General features: G+C 71.3%; 14 protein-coding genes. 10 read left to right on the forward strand and 4 right to left on the reverse strand.

Going from position 1 to position 17,833, the window contains the following annotated elements; genetic code table 11:
* Positions 1–1,486 precede the first annotated feature (1,486 nt).
* Positions 1,487–3,898: a DNA helicase PcrA gene (gene pcrA / locus ACWEOE_RS08020; protein WP_452005512.1), complete on the reverse strand. Its 2,412-nt coding sequence runs from the start codon at positions 3,896–3,898 to the stop codon at positions 1,487–1,489.
* Positions 3,899–4,024: 126 nt separating this feature from the next.
* Between pcrA and ACWEOE_RS08025 the strand changes: the two genes are divergently transcribed.
* From ACWEOE_RS08025 to ACWEOE_RS08055, 7 genes are all read left to right on the forward strand, one after another.
* Positions 4,025–4,459: a DUF1707 SHOCT-like domain-containing protein gene (locus ACWEOE_RS08025; protein WP_452005515.1), complete on the forward strand. Its 435-nt coding sequence runs from the start codon at positions 4,025–4,027 to the stop codon at positions 4,457–4,459.
* Between the two features lie 155 nt (positions 4,460–4,614).
* Complete coding sequence (locus tag ACWEOE_RS08030) at positions 4,615–4,911, forward strand: chorismate mutase (protein WP_452005518.1); 297 nt, start codon at positions 4,615–4,617, stop codon at positions 4,909–4,911.
* 63 nt (positions 4,912–4,974) lie between these two features.
* Positions 4,975–5,280: a hypothetical protein gene (locus ACWEOE_RS08035; protein WP_452005521.1), complete on the forward strand. Its 306-nt coding sequence runs from the start codon at positions 4,975–4,977 to the stop codon at positions 5,278–5,280.
* 605 nt (positions 5,281–5,885) lie between these two features.
* On the forward strand, positions 5,886–7,712 hold the full coding sequence (locus ACWEOE_RS08040) for a hypothetical protein (RefSeq protein ID WP_452005524.1): 1,827 nt from the start codon (positions 5,886–5,888) through the stop codon (positions 7,710–7,712).
* A 290-nt stretch (positions 7,713–8,002) separates the two neighbouring features.
* A complete protein-coding gene (locus ACWEOE_RS08045; protein WP_452005526.1) occupies positions 8,003–8,914 on the forward strand; it encodes a hypothetical protein in 912 nt (303 codons plus the stop codon).
* A gap of 314 nt (positions 8,915–9,228) precedes the next feature.
* Positions 9,229–10,869, forward strand: a complete 1,641-nt coding sequence (locus ACWEOE_RS08050) for a serine/threonine-protein kinase (RefSeq protein ID WP_452005529.1) — start codon at positions 9,229–9,231, stop codon at positions 10,867–10,869.
* 17 nt (positions 10,870–10,886) lie between these two features.
* A complete protein-coding gene (locus ACWEOE_RS08055) occupies positions 10,887–12,056 on the forward strand; it encodes a protein kinase domain-containing protein (protein ID WP_452005532.1) in 1,170 nt (389 codons plus the stop codon).
* A gap of 7 nt (positions 12,057–12,063) precedes the next feature.
* On the opposite strand, the gene ACWEOE_RS08060 is transcribed toward ACWEOE_RS08055, so the two are convergent.
* The gene (locus ACWEOE_RS08060; RefSeq protein WP_452005535.1) at positions 12,064–12,966 is read right to left on the reverse strand and encodes a LysR family transcriptional regulator; all 903 of its coding nucleotides are present in this window, start codon (positions 12,964–12,966) and stop codon (positions 12,064–12,066) included.
* Between the two features lie 105 nt (positions 12,967–13,071).
* On the opposite strand from ACWEOE_RS08060, the gene ACWEOE_RS08065 reads away from it, so the two are divergent.
* Positions 13,072–13,992 (forward strand): DMT family transporter, encoded by a 921-nt coding sequence (locus ACWEOE_RS08065; RefSeq protein WP_452005538.1) that lies wholly within the window; start codon positions 13,072–13,074, stop codon positions 13,990–13,992.
* On the opposite strand, the gene ACWEOE_RS08070 is transcribed toward ACWEOE_RS08065, so the two are convergent.
* Both ACWEOE_RS08070 and ACWEOE_RS08075 read right to left on the reverse strand, forming a co-directional pair.
* Positions 13,989–14,696 (reverse strand): response regulator, encoded by a 708-nt coding sequence (locus ACWEOE_RS08070; protein WP_452005541.1) that lies wholly within the window; start codon positions 14,694–14,696, stop codon positions 13,989–13,991. The genes ACWEOE_RS08065 and ACWEOE_RS08070 overlap by 4 nt on opposite strands.
* 7 nt (positions 14,697–14,703) lie before the next feature.
* Entirely contained in the window at positions 14,704–16,092 is a 1,389-nt protein-coding gene (locus tag ACWEOE_RS08075; RefSeq protein ID WP_452005544.1) for a PspC domain-containing protein, read from the reverse strand.
* Positions 16,093–16,217: 125 nt separating this feature from the next.
* Here ACWEOE_RS08075 and ACWEOE_RS08080 point away from each other — a divergent pair, with 125 nt between their 5' ends.
* Positions 16,218–17,525, forward strand: coding sequence for a PspC domain-containing protein (locus ACWEOE_RS08080; RefSeq protein WP_452005547.1), 1,308 nt, complete (start codon positions 16,218–16,220; stop codon positions 17,523–17,525).
* Positions 17,526–17,529: 4 nt separating this feature from the next.
* The gene (locus ACWEOE_RS08085; protein WP_452005694.1) at positions 17,530–17,724 is read left to right on the forward strand and encodes a hypothetical protein; all 195 of its coding nucleotides are present in this window, start codon (positions 17,530–17,532) and stop codon (positions 17,722–17,724) included.
* Positions 17,725–17,833: the final 109 nt, after the last annotated feature.

The following is a 17,833-nucleotide window of genomic DNA, read 5'->3' on the forward strand; positions in this document are numbered from 1 at the left end:
TTCGGCTGCGCTGAATTCAGCAGGCTCAATCCAGTCGCGCCTGCTCCAGCCCGCCAGAATCAGGCCTGATCCAGCTGCGCTGAGTCACTCGCCCTGGTCCAGCCCGCCCGAACCGGGCGCGAGAATTCGGCTGCGCTGAGCTCAGCAGGCTCAATCCAGTCGCGCCTGCTCCAGCCCGCCAGAATCAGGCCTGATCCAGCTGCGCTGAGTCACTCGCCCTGATCCAGCCCGCCCGAACCGGGCGCGAGAATTCGGCTGCGCTGAGCTCAGCCGGCTCGATCCAGTCGCGCCTGATCCAGCCCGGGGGCAGGCGCCTTGATTCAGCCGCGCTGAGTCACTCGCCCTGATCCAGCCCGCCCCGAGCCGGGCGCGCTGATACAACCGCGCTCAATTCAGCAGGCCCGAACCAGCCACGCCGACCCAACCACCCGGGTCAGGTGCCTCGATCCAGCCGCGCTGGGTCAGCCATCCTGATTCAGTTGCCTGAGTCTGGAGCGCTGACCCCAGCCAGGCGCGTCGACGCAGCCGCCCTGCTAAGTCACACGTGTCAGGCGCCTCGGGCCAGCCGCACTGCGCCAGCCACTGAGCCGGCCACCTGAGCCAGCTTCCTCGGGTCAGCCGCACCGCGTCGGCCGCCTGAGCCAGGTTCCTTGGCCCGGCTACGTCGGGCCAGCCACCTGAGCCAGCCACCCCAGCAAGGCGCCTCGGTCCAGCCAACAACGGGCCAGGCACCCGAACCAGATGCCCCGAGCCAGCCGCACCGCGTCAGCCACCTGAATCGGGTTCCTCAGGCCAGCCACGTCGGGTCAGCCTCCTGATCCAGCCACCCGAGCCCGTCGCCTCGACCGAACAGTGCCGAGTCAGCCGCCCCGATTCAGTTGTCTGGTTCGAGCGCCCAGGCGGACGTCCTTTCGTTTGCCACCGCCGATCTCCTGCTTCACCGAGCTGCCTGCGGCCACGGATCAGGCCCCCGCACTGGCCGTGAGCCGCGTGCGTTCACGGCACCATCACCACCGCTCCATCACCAGCGCGCCCCCAACGACCCACAAAAGGCAGGCACACCCCTAACGCTCCCCGGTGGGCAACCGCCGGATGAAGTACGCGACAGCCACCTGCCACACCGTGCAAAGCCCCGTCGGGTGGCGGCGGACCGGCCACCAGCCCCACCGAACGCCCCAACGCCCCGCTCCGCACGCGCGACAGCGGCCGTCCGGGCCCAAGTCGTGATCGCGAAGAAGAGCGCGCCAAGCGGCAGCCAGACGCCGCGCTTCCCCCGAAGCGCAGCCACTGCGCGCGGCATCCGCCGTAACCGGCCCCAGAACTCCCCGTAGGTAGTCCTGTACCCCCGCGGCCAGGACTCCGAACAAGATCGTGTCCACACCCTCGTGCTCCCTCCCGAGGCGGCCGGCGGACGAACGCCAGCCTACCTCACATGTTCGAACTTGTGTTCGATGGAAGGGAGCTTAATTGGGGGGTCCGACAAAATTCAGAGCTTCACCATCGGCACGCTGCCGATCAGCATGAGGCGCACCTTGCCGGACGCGCCGAAGTCGATGGTGGCCGTGGCGCGGGGGCCTACGCCGTCGCAGGAGATGACCGTGCCGAGGCCGTACTTGTCGTGGCTGACGCGGTCGCCGACGTCGAGTTTGAGGGCCACCGTGTCCTTCCAGCCCTTGCCGAAGGGCGAGGAGGAAGTCGTGGTGGACGGCGATCGCCGGCCCCACGTGGTGGCCGCGCGCGGACCCGAGGACGACGAGCCCGACGAAGACCCGAAGTTGCCGAAGCCCGGCGAAGAAGGCTCCAGCCGGCGCCAGTCGACGAGGTCCGGGGGCAGCTCGTCGAGGAAACGCGAAGCCGGGTTCATCTGCGGCTGGCCCCACGCCGAGCGCACCAGCGCCCTCGAGACGTACAACCGCTGGCGCGCACGCGTGATCGCCACGTACGCGAGACGCCGCTCCTCCGCGAGCTCCGTCGGGTCGCCCAGTGCGCGCATGTGCGGGAAGACGCCGTCTTCCCAGCCCGTGCAGAACACCACCGGGTACTCCAGCCCCTTGGCCGTGTGCACCGTCATCAGCGTGACGACACCGGCACCGCCGTCGCCCTCGTCGCCGCCGTCCGGGGACGGGATCGAGTCGGCGTCGGCGACCAGGGACACGCGTTCCAGGAACGCGGCGAGCGAGCCGGGCGCGGGTACGCCGTCGTCGAGCACCAGCTCGGCGTTCTCGTCCTGCTGCACCTCGGCGGTGAACTCCGCGAACTCGCGCGCCACCGTGACGAGCTCCGTGAGGTTCTCGACGCGCGACGCGTCCTGCGGGTCGTCGGACTCCTCGAGCTCCGCGCGGTAGCCCGTGCGCTCCAGCACGGCCTCAAGCAGGTCGTGCACCTCGGAACCGGACGCCGCCAGGTCCCCCAGCTCGTCGAGCAACGTGACGAACCCCGTGATCGCCTTGGCCGAGCGCGGGTTCAGCAGCGCCACCTTGCCCTCGACGGCATCACGCAGCGCGGCCGCGAACGTGATCCGCTCGCGCTCCGCGTGGGTCGCGACCACGGCCTCGGCGCGGTCGCCGATCCCCCGCTTGGGCACGTTGAGGATGCGGCGCAACGACACCGTGTCGTCCGGGTTCGACAGCACGCGCAGGTACGCGAGCATGTCGCGCACCTCGCGCCGCTCGTAGAACCGCACACCGCCGACGACCTTGTACGGCAGGCCGAGCCGGATGAAGATTTCCTCGAACACGCGCGACTGGTTGTTGGTGCGGTAGAAGACGGCGACGTCGGAGTAGTCCGCCTCGCCCTTCTCCGCCAACGCGTCGATCTCGCCGGCGACGAACGCGGCCTCGTCGTGGTCGTTGTCCGACACGTAGCCGACGATCTTCTCGCCATCGCCCGAATCGGTCCACAGCCGCTTCGCCCGGCGGTTGGGATTGCGCTCGATCACGGCGTTGGCCGCCGACAGGATCGTCTGCGTGGAGCGGTAGTTCTGCTCCAGCAGGATGGTGTGCGCGTTGGGGAAGTCGCGCTCGAACTCTTCGATGTTGCGGATCGTGGCGCCGCGGAAGGCGTAGATCGACTGGTCCGCGTCACCCACCACGACCAGCTCGGCGGGGTCGATTCCCGTGTCCGTCGCCTCGGTGCCGGCCAGCACGCGCACCAACGTGTACTGCGCGTGGTTCGTGTCCTGGTACTCGTCGACGAGGATGTGGCGGAAGCGGCGCCGGTAGTACTCCGCGACGTCGGGAAACGCCTGCAGCAACGAGACCGTGCGCATGATCAGGTCGTCGAAGTCGAACGCGTTGGCCGCTTCGAGGCGCCGCTGGTACTCGACGTAGACCTCGGCGACGCGGCGCTCCAGATCGTTGGCGGCGTTGGCCACCGCGGCATCGGGGTCCGTCAGCTCGTTCTTGAGGTTCGAGATGTGCACCGCGAGCGTGCGCGCGGCGTACTTCTTCGGGTCGATGTCGAGATCGCGCGCCACGAGCGTGATGAGCCGCTTCGTGTCGTCCGAGTCGTAGATGGAAAAGCTCGACGACATGTCGAGCGTCTTGGCTTCACGGCGCAGGATCCGCACGCACATGGAGTGGAACGTGGACACCCACATCGCGTTGCCGCGGCGGCCGACGAGCGACGCGACGCGCTCGCGCATCTCGGCCGCGGCCTTGTTCGTGAACGTGATCGCCATGATCTCGCCGGGGTGCACCCCCCGCTCCGCCAACAGGTATGCGATGCGACGCGTGAGCACGCGGGTCTTGCCCGACCCCGCACCGGCGACGACGAGCAGCGGCCCGCCGGCGTGCATGACCGCTTCGCGCTGCGCGGGATTGAGGTCCTCGAGCAGCTCGGCGGCGGCCTTGCGGGCGGGCGCGGGCTTTTCTGCGGGGAGATCGAAGAGGGTGTCCATCGCCCATCCACGCTACCCCTGGGGTACGACAACTCCTCTGGCAGGCAACTGCGTCCGCCGACGTACGCCGCGGTGTCGCCTCCCGTCCGACGCGCGGAGGCGCCCGCGCGCGGAGCATCGAACGGTATGGACGACAAGATCCCCGCCCGGTTGAGGGCCTCCGACGGCGACCGCGAGCGCGTCGCCGCGACCATCCAGTCCGCCGGTTCCGAAGGCCGGCTCACCCTCGAAGAAGTCGAAGAACGGCTCGGTGCGGTGTACGCCACGCGCTACGTCGACGAGCTCGGCACGCTCACCACCGACCTGCCCCGCCCCGTCGCCGCGCGCCGGCCGGGCGCCGGCTGGCCGCTCACCCGCGCCGCGCTGCGCGAGCACCCCGCGCTGCGGATCCACGCCGCGGTCGTGGCGGTGCTCGCGGTGCTGCTGATCGTGCGGTGGGCGGTGCTGGGCGTCGGGTTCTTCTGGCCGGCGATGCCGTTGTTCTGGCTGTTCGTCACCCTCGTGGTGCACGCGCGCGTGTGGAGTTTCCGGCAGCGCGGGGATTCTCCTGTGCCATACTGATCCCGTGCGGCACAGCAGCGAGCGATTTTTTCACGGGACCCGGCCTCCGGCTCCCGTGATCGCGTAGTGCCCCAGCCCGCCATCACCCGCAGCCCCGGAGTCCGACGGACCCGGGGCTTTCGCCGTCCCAGGTTCCGGACTTCAGAGAGGTCCCGATGAACGCGCAGACGCAGAACGCCGACGGACAGCCCGCCGAGAACACCGCCGCGGGCGAGGACATTTCCTCGCTGCGCAAGGAGATCGACTTCCTCGACGCCGAAATCCTGCGGCTGGTGAAACGCCGCGTGGAGGTGTCGCAGACCATCGGCGCCGCCCGCATGGCCGCCGGCGGCACGCGGATCGTCTACAACCGCGAGATGGACGTGCTCGAGCGCTACCGCGAGCTGGGTCCGGAAGGCCGGCAGCTCGCCATGGCGCTGCTCAACCTGGGCCGCGGCCGCCTCGGCCGGTGAACATACGGCCACATCGGGGACTTCCCCGATCCGCCGGTCCGCGAAAACGGGCAGACTGGACCCATGATTAACGTCATCGCCGTCATCATCGCGATCGCGAGCGTGCTGGCGGCACTGGGCCATGTCGGTTACCTGGCGCTGCTCAACAATGCAGCGGGTAAGCGGGCCGGCGGTGCGCCCGTCGCGCAGTACGTGCGCAGCCGATGGGTGGTCGCCGGTGGTACCACGGCGGCATCACTCTTCGCCTGGCTGCTCACTTTAGGGGGGCCTACGGCCGACATCATCGCCATCCTGATTGCTGTCGGTAGCGGTGCTGTGGCGACGAAGGCTCTCCAGTCGACCCGGGAGAGGTATCGCAGCGGAGGGTGACGGCCCCACCTACGGCGATTGCACTGCGTAGCGTGACCTCAAGCCCGTTCGGTCGCGCCCGACAGAGTGAAACCTGTGCAAGTTGCACTTTGCCCCGAGACTTTCGCGGGGCGGTTTCCTAGTCTTGGGTTCGTGAGGACCCCTGCGTCTGGGTCGGGCGACGCCCCGAGGACGCGCGGGAGCTGCGGCTCCGCGCGCCCACTGGCGTATGCGCGTGCAGATGCGCGGGAGTCCGCAAGTGTGGACGCAAGTGACTCTGCTCCGATCGGGTTGATCGAGGTGCCTTCGCCGTCACGCCCACACCGGGGAGGGGTCGGACGGGCATGACGGGAAACGCGATGGGTGGGTCGAAACGCTCGAACCACCCGGACACGGTGACGGCCGCCGAGGTCACGGTGCCGGGCAGGCACCGCGCTCGCGGTCTTCAGGACACGGACACGTGGACGCCCGTGGTGCCGCCGCACGGTGGGAATCACAGTGGGGGTCACAGTGGGGGTCACCGCCGCCACCGGGCCGGTGGCGAGCAGGGTGCGGCGCCGGGTGCCGGTCTGCCGTTGCCGCCGCCACGCCGCAGCACCTTCGCACCGACGCACGGGAATCTGCCCGTGCCGGCTGCGGGTGCGCCGTTGCCGCAACCTCAGCAGCCGGTGCGCCGGCCGATCGCGCTCCCACAGCCGACGCGGCGGGCCGACGAGCCGCGCGACGAACACCGGGTGCACGAGGACTACACCGCTGATCAGGGGCGAGGCCTTGCCGCTCGCGGGCTCACCGAGCTGTCGCAGCCCGGGCCCGGCGGCCGGGGTTCCGCCACGGGCCGCCTCGACGAAGCCAGGCCGGTCGGCAGCCAGGCCGAGCCGGCGCCGCTCGGGGCCGGAGCACAGTCCGGTGACCTCGCGGACGCTGACTTGGCCGGGACAGCCGCGCTCCGGATCGAACGGCGGATTCCTGGCAGGCAGACGGGCGTGACGGCTCCCCGGACCGAGGCCGCAGGGCCGCAGTTCGGGCAGTTCGGGCAGTTCGACGGGCCGGTGCCCGGCGGGCAACCCACCGAGGCGCGGGCCTGGCCGCAGGCGACCGGGCCACGGTTCGAGCAGTCCGAAGCGCGGGTGCCCGGCGCCCACGTCACCGACACGGGTTCCTGGCCACAAGCCTCACAGCCGAGCGGGGCGCGGTTCGCGCCCGTCGAGCGGCGGGTGACCACCGGTCAGGCCGTCGTGCCGGATCGGCGGCCGGTGAGTGAGGTGGATCGGGCCTGGGCGGCGCCGGGGACCACGCGGTCGTTGGCGGATGTGCCGCCGCACGGCGGGCTCGGGCAGGCGCCGGTGCGGCGGAGCAGGCGGGAGCGGGTGGCGGCGACCGCGGCCACGCTGGCGCAACCGCCCGTCGCCGAGGAAGCCGTGGTTGAACACGGGACTGAGGAAGCCGAGGTCGCGCGGGAGCGCGTGGAGCTGAGTGCCGCTCCCGCTGAGGAGACGACCGGGGCCGCGCAGCCGGAGCCGCCGAAGCGGCAGCGGGTCACCTTGCGCGCGCCGGCCGTGAAGCCCCTGGGTGCCCGGGCGCAGGGTGGGCAGGACCTCGAAGACAGCGAGGTGCGGGTGTACGCCGCGCCGCTGCTCGACGGGCTCGGGAAGTTCGACCTGGGGTCCGTGCCGGCGTCGGTCACCCCGCCGAAGACGTGGCGGAAGGCGGCGTGGTTCGCGACCGGCGCGTCGGGCGCGGTGGTGGTCGGGCTGTTGTTCGCGGGCACGTTCCTGGTCGGCGGGCCGACCACGACCACCGACGCGCTGGGTGGCGGCTGGCCGGGCCGGCAGAACGGCGGGAACCCGCTGATCCTGCCCGACCCGTCGCTCGGGCAGCAGGGCAGCACGGGCGGCGGCCCGCGGGACAGCAGCTCGGGCAGCTCTCGCCACGGCACGGGCGACACCTCCGACAGCGAAGACCCGAACACGCACCCGCAGAACGCGGGTGGCTCCGAGACCAGCTCGGCCCGCACGCCGACCGATCCGTCGAGCAGCGACTCGTCGTCGGCGCCCGTCACGACCGGAGCGGCTTCGACGCCCGCCGGGCCGCCCGTCAAGCCGCCCATCACGCCGGCGCCGCGGCAGACCGCGCCGACCAACGTGTGGTACGACACCGCCAAAAATCCCGAGAAGATGGGCGACAACTCCGAGAAGTTCTTCAACACGGTGACCACCGACCCCAACGAGGCGGCCGCAGTGACCACCGGGGACCTCGAGCAGGAGGGCCCGCAGGGCCTGCGCCAGCGCTACGCGAACGTCGCCTACTTCGAGGTCAAGAAGGTGGAGATCGACCCGGACAACAACACCACCGTAAACACGCTCGAAGTGACCCACACCGACGGCACCAAGACGATGGAGCAGCGCACCTTGACCTTCGGCGATGACGACAAAATTGCCGACGACGGGGCCTGACCAGGCACGATCGTCGAACTCGCGCCGAATGTTTCGTGCAAGTGCAGACTGCCCGTTCCGATGCACGTGCGGTGCGGTAAGCGGTTGAACCTGCTCCGGTTGGGTGACATAAGCTGCCGCTCGTCGTATGACGGCGGCATTCCGGCGACTGAGCCTGGCGGGTGCCCGCCGCGACAGGGTTACCTGGCGACAACAGCTCCTGGCACCGACCACGAATCGGCCGTCAGGAGCAGCGGCGTACGACCGAACGGCCGTACCGTCGTCCCCGAACCCCCAGAGCGAGGACTTTCGTGCTTGATCGGCAGCGCACACGGCGTGAGGCTCGCGAGCTCACCGCCGTCCGCGTCGAGGATGTGATCCCGCCCGAGCTGCTCGACGGCGTCGGCGTCGCGGACCGCGACTACCTCGAGCAGGTCTTCCGCGAGCCGCAGAACTACCTGCCGCCGCGGTCGCACCGCCTGGACTCGGCGCACCGAGTGGAGGCCACGCGAGCCGCCGAGCCCGCCGAAGAGCCCGAAAGCCGGTTCGCCCGCCGCGCCAAGCAGGTGGGCCTCGTCGGCGCCGGTGCGCTCGTCGCGGGCGCCGTGGTCACCGCGGCCCTGCTCAGCGGCGGTCCCCGGCCGACCACACCGGTCGCCGAGGACAGCTTCCCCACCGGCTTCAGCGGCGCCGCCGCGCTGGGCGGCCAGGCCGTGCCCGGCCCGCAGGAACACGGCGCCGGCGGCACCACGTCCGGGCACCGCGAGGGCACGCCGGCCGAGTCCGGCGACGGCACCCGGCAGCCCACGCAGGACATCGGCTCGACCCCGCAGCAGACCGGCGCCCCGAGCACGTCGGTGCCGAGCACCACGCCGCCGTCCGGGCTCGGGGAGCCCACCGGCGGGTCGACCACGTCCGACGCCGACAAGCTCCAGGCCGTGAAGGCGTTCTACTCCTCGATCGACAAGAACCCCGAGAGCGCACTGGCACTGCTGGCTCCCGGCCTCGCCCAGGGCGAAGTCGGCGGCCTGGTCCGCGCGTGGAGCGCGGCGCGGTCGATCGAGGTCCAGGAGACCCGCGTGCAGAGCGACGGCTCGGTGGTGGCCGTCGCGGTGCTGCACCAGGCCGACGGTACTCTGCTGCGCGTCACGCAGCTGTTCGACGTCGTGGAGCACGACGTCATCTCCGAAGCGCGACTGCTTTCCGCCGTCGCATTCTCGTGACCTGCGAATACCTGGTTCCTGGTTACCAATCCGACCAAAAGTAGGCCGGCTGCCTCGCGGCACGTAACCGTTGCTGCGAAGCCATTCGGCCGTGACTGTGGTCGGATTGGCAACGGTCGGCACAGTAGCGATCAGACCGTGCCGAGTGTGTGTGCACAGAGTGAACGCCTAGCCTTGTCACGGGCCGGTCTCGGGAAAACCGGCACATGGCCCACGACAGGTGCCTACGCTCCGGTGCTGCGGCCGGTTGGTCGCCGCATCTTCGGGGTGGGCACGTCCCGCTCCGGGAATTCGGAGCCCCAGAGGGAGGTCGCGTGAGCGACGAGGGTCGTCTGGTCGCCGGCCGGTACCGGATCATCGGCCGGATCGGCACGGGCGCGATGGGTGCCGTCTGGCAGGCGCACGACGAGGTACTGGGCCGCACGGTGGCCGTCAAGCAGCTGCTGATGCAGCCGGGCCTCGACGAGCACGATGCCGAAGACGCCCGGCAGCGCACCATGCGCGAGGGCCGCATCGCCGCGCGCCTGCACCACCCCAACGCGATCTCGGTGTTCGACGTCGTCACCGACGACAACGGCCAGCCGTGCCTGATCATGGAGTACCTCAACTCCACGAGCCTCGCCCAGGTCCTGCAGGAGCGCGGCACGTTGCCGCCGCTGGAGGTCGCGCGGATCGGCGCCCAGATCGCCGCCGCGCTGCGCGAGGCCCACGCGGTCGGCATCGTCCACCGCGACATCAAGCCGGGCAACATTCTGCTGGCCGGCAACGGCACCGTGAAGATCACGGACTTCGGCATCTCACGCGCCAAGGACGACGTCACGGTCACCAAGACCGGGATGATCGCCGGCACGCCCGCGTACCTCGCGCCCGAGGTCGCGATCGGCGGCGACCCCGGCCCCGAGTCCGACGTGTTCTCCCTCGGCTCCACGCTGTACGCCGCGTGCGAAGGGCAGCCGCCCTTCGGGTTGTCGGAGAACACGCTGAGCCTGCTGCACGCCGTCGCCGCGGGGCAGATCAACCCGCCGCGCCAGTCGGGCCCGCTCGCGAGCGTGCTCGCCGTGCTGCTGCACCCGGACATCCACCACCGGCCCACGGCCGAAGAGTGCGAAGAGCTGCTCGCGGCCGTCGCGCGCGGCGAGACGCCGCTGGGCGGCCCGGCCGGCGAGACCGTGATGGCGCCGTCGGCCGGCACGCTGGGGGCCGCCGCCGTGGCCGGAGCCGCCGCCACGCAGCTGTTCCCCGAAGAGGACATGGACGACGCCGCGCACTCGGGCACGCTGCTCGACCAGCCCGGCCCGGCGCAGCAGTACTACGACGAGGACGACTACCCCGCGGCCGCCGCGTACCCGCAGAACGACTACGACCGGTACGAGGCCGAGCCCCCGCTCTACGGCGACCCGGGCCGCAACGGCCTGGCCGCCACCCGCGCGGTGCCGACGCCCGCCGCGTACGCCGACGACCAGTACGACAACAGTTATGACGACGGGTACGACGACGGCTACGACGAGCCGCCGCCCCCGGCGCGCGGTCAGACCAGCCCCACCGACGACGAGGACGAGAAGCCCGGCGCGTGGAAGAAGCCGGCGATCATCGGCGCCATCGTCGTGGCCGGTCTCGTGGCGCTCGGCGTGTGGCTCCTGAGCTCGAACAATCCGCCGGACGCGTCGCAGCAACCCGCTCCCCCGGCGACGTCGTCGGCTGTGGTTCCGACCACAACCACGGCTCCTTCGAGTGAAGAAGCAACCACGAGCGAAGAAGAGACGTCTTCCCAGGAGCAGACTTCTTCACGCGAGACGACGCCGTCTCGCCGGACGACCGAGCGGAACACTCCGAGCAGGGAGACTTCGTCTCAGCAGGAGGAGCCGTCCAAGACCACCACTCCGAGGTCGACCACGACCACTCCCCCCACGGAGGAGTCGGGCACTACCTCGAGTGCACCGCCTGCCGGCGGTTGATGATCCAGGAAACAGATTTGAGCTCAGAAGGCACCATCGTCGGCGGCCGGTACCGGCTCGACCAGCCGATCGGCCGCGGCCGCGCGGGCATCGTGTGGCAGGCGTTCGACACGCGGCTGTTCCGCACGGTCGCGATGAAGCGCATGTACCTGCCCGTCGGCCTGCCCCCGGACCGCGCCGAGCAGGCGCGCGCCGCGGTGATGCAGGAGGGCAAGGACGCGGCGCGCGTCGACCACGCGAGCGCGATCACCGTGTACGACGTGCTGCCCGACGGCCCCGACGTGTGGCTCGTGATGGAGTACATCCCGTCGCGCGGGATGGCGTCCTTCCTCGCCGAGCACGGGCGGCTCACGCCCGAGCAGGCGGCGTCGCTCGGGATCATGCTGGGCGACGCGATGGCGGCGATCCACGCGGCCGGCATCGTGCACCGCACGCTCGAACCCGGCACGGTGCTGCTGGCCGACGACGGCGGCGTGAAGCTCACCGACATCGGCATCACCGGCGGCGGACCGCACGCCGCCTACCGCGCGCCCGAGGTCACCCGCGGAGCCCCGGCCTCGCCGGCCGCCGACGTGTTCTCGCTCGGCGCCACGCTGTACACGGCGGTGGAGGGCGTGCCGCCGTTCGGTGATGACGGTGAATCGTCCGAGCGGCCGCCGCAGAACGCCGGGGTGCTCGCCGGCGCGCTGCGCAAGATGCTGCGGATGGACCCGACCACCCGCCCGACGATGGCCGACACGGTCGCCGCGCTCAGCGCGATCACCGAAGGGCGCGAGCAGACGGCGTTCATCCCGCCGACCGCGCCCGCGATGCCGACCATGCCCGCGTCGCGACCGATGCCGCCGCTCCAGCAGCAGAGTCAGCCGGGGCCGTTGATGCAGATGCCGGTGCAGCAGGTGCCCTACGCACCGGCCGCCCCCCAGCCCCTGCAACCCCAGCCCCTGCACCAGCCGATGGCCGCCCAGCAGACGCAGCACATCCCGCCGCAGCAGCAGCCCCAGCCCCCGCACCAAGCAATGACAGCCCCGCCGACCGCCCGGTTCGTGCCCTCGGCCGCTCAGCAGGCGGCCACCGCCGAGCAGGTGCGCCTCAAGGCCGCGGCTCGCCGGAAGCTGATCCTCATGATCGGCGCGATCCTGTGCGCGGTGCTGATCGGCATCGGCGTCTCGGAGCTGTTGTTCGTCTGAGCGCGGCTCACGCGGCCTTCACGATCGCCTGGCGCATGGCGTCGATGAGGGTGAGCACGGCCGGGTTTCCCACGGCCTGCGCCGCGATGGCGGCGTGGATGACCCGGCACGGCTCGGGGTTGCGGATGCGCCGCACGATCACTCCCGGGTGCGGCGTGCCGACGCCCAGCTCCGGGATCAGGCAGACGCCCAGGCCGGCCGCGACGAAACCCTGCGCCGTCTGGTAGTCCTCCGCCTCCACCACCGCGTTGGGCGTGAAGCCCGCCGAAGCGCAGGCGCCGTCGAGGATCGCGCGGCACGCCCCCGGCAGCGGGTCCACCCCGACCCACGACTCGTCGGCGAGGTCGGCCAGGTCGAGCACGCGTTTGCGCGCCAGCGGGTGGTGGCGCGGCAGCACCGCGCGGTACGGGTCGTCGAGCAGGTGCACCATCTCGATGCCCTTCGCGGGCGGGCTGAGCCGCGGCGCCACGACGATCGCGACGTCGGCCCGGCCCTCCTCGACCTCGGGCATCGGGTCGTGCGGCTCGGTGAGCTTGAGGTCGAGCCACACACCGGGGTGCTCACGGCGCACGGCGGCCACGGCGTGCGGGATCATCGACGCGCCGGCTGTGGCGAAGTACCGGACAGCAAGCTTGCCGGTGCGGCCCTCCTTGAGCTCGGTCAGCGCCGCTTCGGCGCGTGCCAGCTCCGCGCTCAGCGTCTGGGCGAACTCCGACAGCAGCAGGCCCGCCGGCGTCGCCCGGACGCCGCGGCCGACGCGTTCGAGCAGCTCGGTGCCCGCCTCGCGTTCGAGAACCGAGAGCTGCTGGCTGATCGCCGACGGGGTGTACCCGAGGTTCCGTGCCGCGGCGGTGATCGACCCGCTGGTGATCACCGCACGCAGCACCTGCATGCGCCGCACGTCGAGCATGGGCCGATTCTACAGCTGAGCTTAAGCGTTCCTGCAGTTATTTTCGCTTGTTCTTACGTCTGGCCGGGGTCACTCTGGAGTTCGGCCAAAAAGGAAGGACCTGGGGTGGGCGAGACGAAAACCCTGCTCAGAATTGCCGCGCTGGCACTGATGTGGGGTTCGAGCTTCTTCTGGATCAAGCTGGGGCTCGCGGCGTTCTCGCCGGTGCAGCTCGTGCTCGCACGCCTGGTGCTCGGCGCCGTGGTGCTCGTGGCGCTGTGCAAGCTCGGGCGGCGCCGCCTGCCGACGGACAAGCGCACGTGGCGCCACCTCACCGTGGCCGCGTTTTTCCACAATGCCTTGCCGTTCCTGCTGTTCGCGATCGGTGAGACCACTGTGGACTCCGGTATCACGGGCGTGCTGAACTCGACGACACCGCTGTGGGTGCTCGTGGTCGCGCCGTTCCTCGGGGTCCGCCACCGGACGACGGCGACGCGCGCGGCCGGGCTCGTGGTGGGGCTCGCCGGGATCCTGCTGATCTTCGCGCCCTGGGAAGCGTCCGGGCTGCTGAGCTGGGGCGCCCTGGCCTGCCTCGCGGCGGCGGCGAGCTACGGCTTCGCGTTCGTCTACGAGGGCCGCTACCTCGCGGACACGGGCGACTCGCCGTACGCGCTCTCGGGCGGGCAGATGGTGATCGCCGCCGGGTTCCTCGTGCTGGTCATGCCGTTCGGCGGGCTTTCGCCGGTGCACCTGACGCCGCTGGCCGCGTTCGCCGTGGTGATTCTCGGCATCGGCGGGACCGGGATCGCGTTCGCGCTCAACTACCAGCTGCTGGCCAGCGAAGGCGCCGTGGCGGCCTCGGTGGTCGGTTACCTGCTGCCGATCGTTTCGGTGGCGCTGGGCGCGATCTTCCTGCACGAGCAGCTGAGCTTCCGCGTGATCGCGGGCATGGTCGTGGTGCTGGGCGGCGTCGCGCTCACGCGCGTGCAGCGGAAGAAGACCGAAGCGCCACAGCCGGTCGAAGCCGTGGCCACCGAACACGTCTAGACGAGCCGGCGGTCCGAGGCCCAACGGGACAGCTCGTAGCGGTTGGACAGCTGGGTCTTGCGCAGGACGCTCGACACGTGGGTCTCGACGGTCTTGACCGAGATGAACAGCTCCGACGCGATCTCCTTGTACGCGTAGCCCCGCGCGAGCAGGCGCAGCACGTCGCGCTCGCGGGGGGTGAGCAGGTCGAGCTCGGGGTCGTTGATGGGCGCCGAGCCGGGCCGGTCGGCGAAGGCGTCGAGCACGAACCCGGCCAGCCGCGGCGAGAACACGGCGTCACCGTCGGCCACGCGGACGATCGCGCGCACGAGCTCCTTCGACGAGATCGTCTTGGTGACGTAGCCGCGCGCGCCGCCGCGAATCACGGCGATCACGTCCTCGGCGGCGTCGGACACCGACAGCGCCAGGAACACCACGTCGGGCAGCTCCGGGCGCACGCGGCGCAGCACCTCGGCGCCACCGCCGTCGGGCATGTGCACGTCGAGCAGCACGACCTGCGGCTTCGTGCGTGCGATGCCCGTGACGGCGTCGGCCACGGAACCGGCCTCGCCGACCACCTGCACCTCGTCGGTGATGGAGTCGAGCTCCGTGCGGACGCCGGCGCGGAAGAGCGCGTGGTCGTCCACGAGGAACACCTTGACCGGCTCGCGCTGGGTCTCCGTCACCGTGCTGCTCCCTCGCTCGTCGTCGCCCAGGCTGAGCATAGCGACGTCACGCCGCCCCCTTGACCGCTTTGAGCGGCATGGCCAGCTGCACTTCGGTCCCCTCGCCCGGCGCGGTGCGCAGCTTGCACGTGCCACCGTGGCGTTCCATGCGGCCACGGATCGAGTCGGCGAGGCCGTGGCGGTCGGCCGGGACCACGTCGGGGTCGAAGCCCTTGCCGCGGTCGCGGATGAAGACGGTGACCTCGGTGGGTTCGACTTCGGCGTACACGCTGACCTCGTCGACACCGGCGTGCTTGGCCGCGTTGACCAGCGCCTCGCGGGCCGCCTGCACGAGGGCGGTGAGCGGTTCGTCGATCTCGACGTCACCGACCACGACCTGGCTCACGGAGATCGCGAACGTGTCCTCGACCTCGCCGCACGCGGTGGCCAGTGCCTCGGACAGCGGCACCGCGCCCTCTTCCTGCTCCTTCGACTTCTTCTCGCTCGGCTTGCCGTAGCCGCCGGCGCCGTAGAGCCAGCCGCGCAGCTCGCGCTCCTGGCCGCGGGCCAGCCGCGCGACCTCGTGCGGCTGGTCGGACTGGCGCTGGATCAAGGCCAGGGTCTGCAGCACGGAGTCGTGCAGGTGCGCGGCGATCTCGGCGCGCTCGTCGGTGCGGATGCGGGCGCGGCGCTCGTCGCCGAGGTCGCGGACCAGGCGCAGCCAGAACGGCACCGTCAGCACGGCCACGCCCACCAGCGTGGCGAGCACGGCGATGAGCGCGAACTTGACCTGGTCGAAGCTGCCGCTGCGGAAGACCACGACCCCGATACCGGTGGCGACCAGCGCCACCCCGGCGAGGATCCGGATGATCGCGGCGCTGCGGCCGCCCACGCCCACGAACGCGCCGGTGACGCCGTCGCGCGCCCCTGTGCGCCAACGCCGGCGTTGCGATTCGTCGGCCTCGCGCCAGACCACGGCCGCACCGAGCATGGCGATGGCCAGCGGCACGGCGACCCAGCCGCGGATGGTGCCGGACAGCGTGCCGCTCGCGATGGCGAGGCCGATGCCCAGGGCGATCAGGCCGAACGCCTGCTGCCGCTCCTTCGCGGCCTTCTTGCTGTCGATCTCGGCTGTGTCCTCGGCCTGCTGCGGCACGAAGACCCAGAGCAGGCCATACGCGAGCAAACCGGCGCCGTTGAGGGCCGCGAGCAGCGCGAACGCCGCGCGCACCCACACCACCTGCACCCCGAGGTGGTCCGCGAGCCCGCCCGCGACGCCCGCCACGGCGCGCCCGCTGCGGCGCCGGTGCATCTTCGGCCGCGAGGGCTGCTCGTCCAGGCCGGCGCCCGCCGGTTGCGCGGGCACGACGGCAGCCGGTACCGGCCCCGTGGCCGATCCCGTCACCTGCCCGGCCGCGCCGAGGTCGAGAAAGTCCTGCACGTCGTCCATCGTCACACGACGAGCGGCGTTCCGGCATCGGGGAATCCCCTGATCAAGCCCCGAGAGCGGGCACCACTCAGGGAAAACCTCAGGGAACGTCCCCGATGTGGCGGGGGCGGCGCTGCCGCATGCTTTGCCGTATGAGTGGTGCGAACGAGGCGCCGAGCCCGAAGTCGAATCCTTTCAACGGCTTCGAGGAGACGGTGAAGGATTTCTGGGTGAGCCGGCCCCGCCGGCCGCACGTGGGGCGCAAGGTCGCGGGGGTCGCGGCGGGGCTGGGGAACCGCTACGGCATCGACCCGGTCGTGATCCGGGTGGCGCTGGTCGCGGCGATGGTGTTCGGCGGGTTCGGGCTGGTGTTCTACCTGCTCGGCTGGCTGTTCCTGCCGAGCGAGGGCGACGAGGTCTCGGGCTTCGAGGCCATGATCGGCCGCGGCCGCTCGACGATGTCGAAGGCGTTCGCCGTGGTGCTGAGCATCGCGTTGATCCCGGTGCTCGGCTGGACCTTCGGCAACGGCTGGTTCGACGGCGGTGGCCTGATCGGGTTCGCGCTGCTCTCGGCCAGCCTCTACCTCCTGCACCGCAGCCGCGGGCAGGACAACCGCCCGGCGCCGGTCGTCGCGTACCCCGCGTATGAGACGGCCCAGGCCGTGCCCGGAACCGGAGCCTTCACGATGACGGACACCACGACGGAACCGATGGGTGCCACCGCTCCCGGCTGGGACCCGCTGGCCGCCGACCCGGCGGGCTGGGACCTGCCGGACCCGGCCGGGCCGACGCCGCCCGAAGACCCCTACCGGTACGACTCCGGCGAGCCGGCCCCGCAGCCACGCCGGCCGCGCTCGAAGATCGGCGGCATCACGATGGCGGCGGCCGTGGTCGTGGCCGGCGTGGGCGTGGCCCTGAACCTGAGCGGGGTCGACTGGTTCTCGATCCGCCACATCATCGGCCTGGTGCTGGGTGTGCTCGGTGTCGGTCTGGTGGCGGGCTCGTTCGTTCGCGGTTCGCGGGGGCTGATCGGGTTCGCGATCCCGCTCGCGATCGCCGGCATGGTGATGACCACGAGCGCGTTCACCGACATCGACCTGCGCGGCGGCGTCGGCGACCTCGACGCGACCCCGCGCTCGGTGGCCGAGCTGCAGCCGGTGTACCGGCACGCCGCCGGCGACATCGACCTCGACCTGACGCAGCTGCCCACCGGCGACCCGGTCGTCACCACGGTCAGCAACGGCGCCGGCGACACCCGCGTCACCGTGCCCGCCACGGCCGATGTCACGTTCACCTGCAAGAACTCCGCCGGAGACGTCGACTGCCTCAACCGCTCGACCAGCGGCGTCGGCCAGGCCCCGCTCACCGGCACCGACTACGGCGACGACGGGCCCGGCGGGCAGAAGATCACCCTCACCGTGACCAACGGTGCCGGACAGGTGGAGGTGCTCCGTGGCTGACCACATGCCCACCCGCCGGCGCGGCGTGGACGCGATCACCCTGATCATCGGCATCGCGACCCTGCTCGTCTCGGGTTACGTGCTCTCCGACGGCGCGAGCTGGCTGCCCACCTTCGACTTCCGCTGGGTCGTCGCGGGCGCGGCGGTGTTCGTCGGGGTGCTGCTGCTGGCGGCTTCCCTGCGCCGACGGCGGAATTGAGACCTGCTTCGGTACCGCTCGAACGGCGAAGGGCCTCTCGGGATTCCGAGGGGCCCTTCGCCGTCAGCTCATTCCCAAAGGCGGAACCCGGCCGCCGCGCCAGGTCGGG

The sequence above is a fragment of the Amycolatopsis sp. NPDC004368 genome, assembly GCF_053602515.1.

Bases quoted from the DNA above. Each gene is read 5' to 3' on its own strand.
- ACWEOE_RS08060 (WP_452005535.1), bottom strand. From the start codon at position 12,966: ATGCTCGACGTGCGGCGCATGCAGGTGCTGCGTGCGGTGATCACCAGC.
- ACWEOE_RS08035 (WP_452005521.1), top strand. From the start codon at position 4,975: ATGATTAACGTCATCGCCGTCATCATCGCGATCGCGAGCGTGCTGGCG.
- ACWEOE_RS08070 (WP_452005541.1), bottom strand. From the start codon at position 14,696: ATGCTCAGCCTGGGCGACGACGAGCGAGGGAGCAGCACGGTGACGGAG.
- ACWEOE_RS08085 (WP_452005694.1), top strand. From the start codon at position 17,530: ATGCCCACCCGCCGGCGCGGCGTGGACGCGATCACCCTGATCATCGGC.
- ACWEOE_RS08080 (WP_452005547.1), top strand. From the start codon at position 16,218: ATGAGTGGTGCGAACGAGGCGCCGAGCCCGAAGTCGAATCCTTTCAAC.
- pcrA (WP_452005512.1), bottom strand. From the start codon at position 3,898: ATGGACACCCTCTTCGATCTCCCCGCAGAAAAGCCCGCGCCCGCCCGC.
- ACWEOE_RS08030 (WP_452005518.1), top strand. From the start codon at position 4,615: ATGAACGCGCAGACGCAGAACGCCGACGGACAGCCCGCCGAGAACACC.
- ACWEOE_RS08025 (WP_452005515.1), top strand. From the start codon at position 4,025: ATGGACGACAAGATCCCCGCCCGGTTGAGGGCCTCCGACGGCGACCGC.